This window comes from Bifidobacterium platyrrhinorum (genome assembly GCF_010667645.1).
Classification (GTDB): domain Bacteria; phylum Actinomycetota; class Actinomycetes; order Actinomycetales; family Bifidobacteriaceae; genus Bifidobacterium; species Bifidobacterium platyrrhinorum.
This window is the reverse complement of the sequence record NZ_WHZV01000022.1, coordinates 1-452: the sequence shown is the minus strand read 5'-3', so window position 1 is coordinate 452 and position 452 is coordinate 1. Positions and strand designations below refer to the sequence as shown.

The following is a 452-nucleotide window of genomic DNA, read 5'->3' as shown; positions in this document are numbered from 1 at the left end:
CCGTTGTCGGTGAGCGTGGACGCGGGGATCCCGTACCGGGAACACGCCTTGCGGAACGACTCCTCGATCGTCCCCATGGTCACCGTCGCGTACGCATGCGAGTAGAGCAGGAAGCGGGAGTGGTCGTCGAGCCAGGAGACGATCAGCGCGTCCGTGCCGTCGGCGATCGGCCAGTGGGTGAAGTCCGACTGCCACGTCTCGTTCGGCAACGCGGCCTCGAACCGCGTGTACGAGGATTTCGGCCGTTTCCCCGGCTCCGGACGGACCAGTCCCGCGGCCTTCAGGATCCGGTGGATGGTCGAGTTCGCGGGCGGTTTGACGCCCTCGCGCTCCAGGCGGGCGGCGATGGACTCCGGGCCCGCGTCCAGCCCCCTGGCGTCCAGTTCACGCCGGATCGCGACGATCCGCTTGCGAATCGCCTTCCCGGTCCTGTTCGCGATGCGATGCGCACG

Annotated in this window: 1 protein-coding gene; it reads right to left on the bottom strand. The window is 68.6% G+C overall.

All coding sequences use genetic code 11. The annotated features are described in order from the left end of the window. Positions 1-452: helix-turn-helix domain-containing protein (locus tag GFD21_RS10915; RefSeq protein WP_163198000.1), on the bottom strand; the 452-nt coding region annotated here is incomplete at both ends.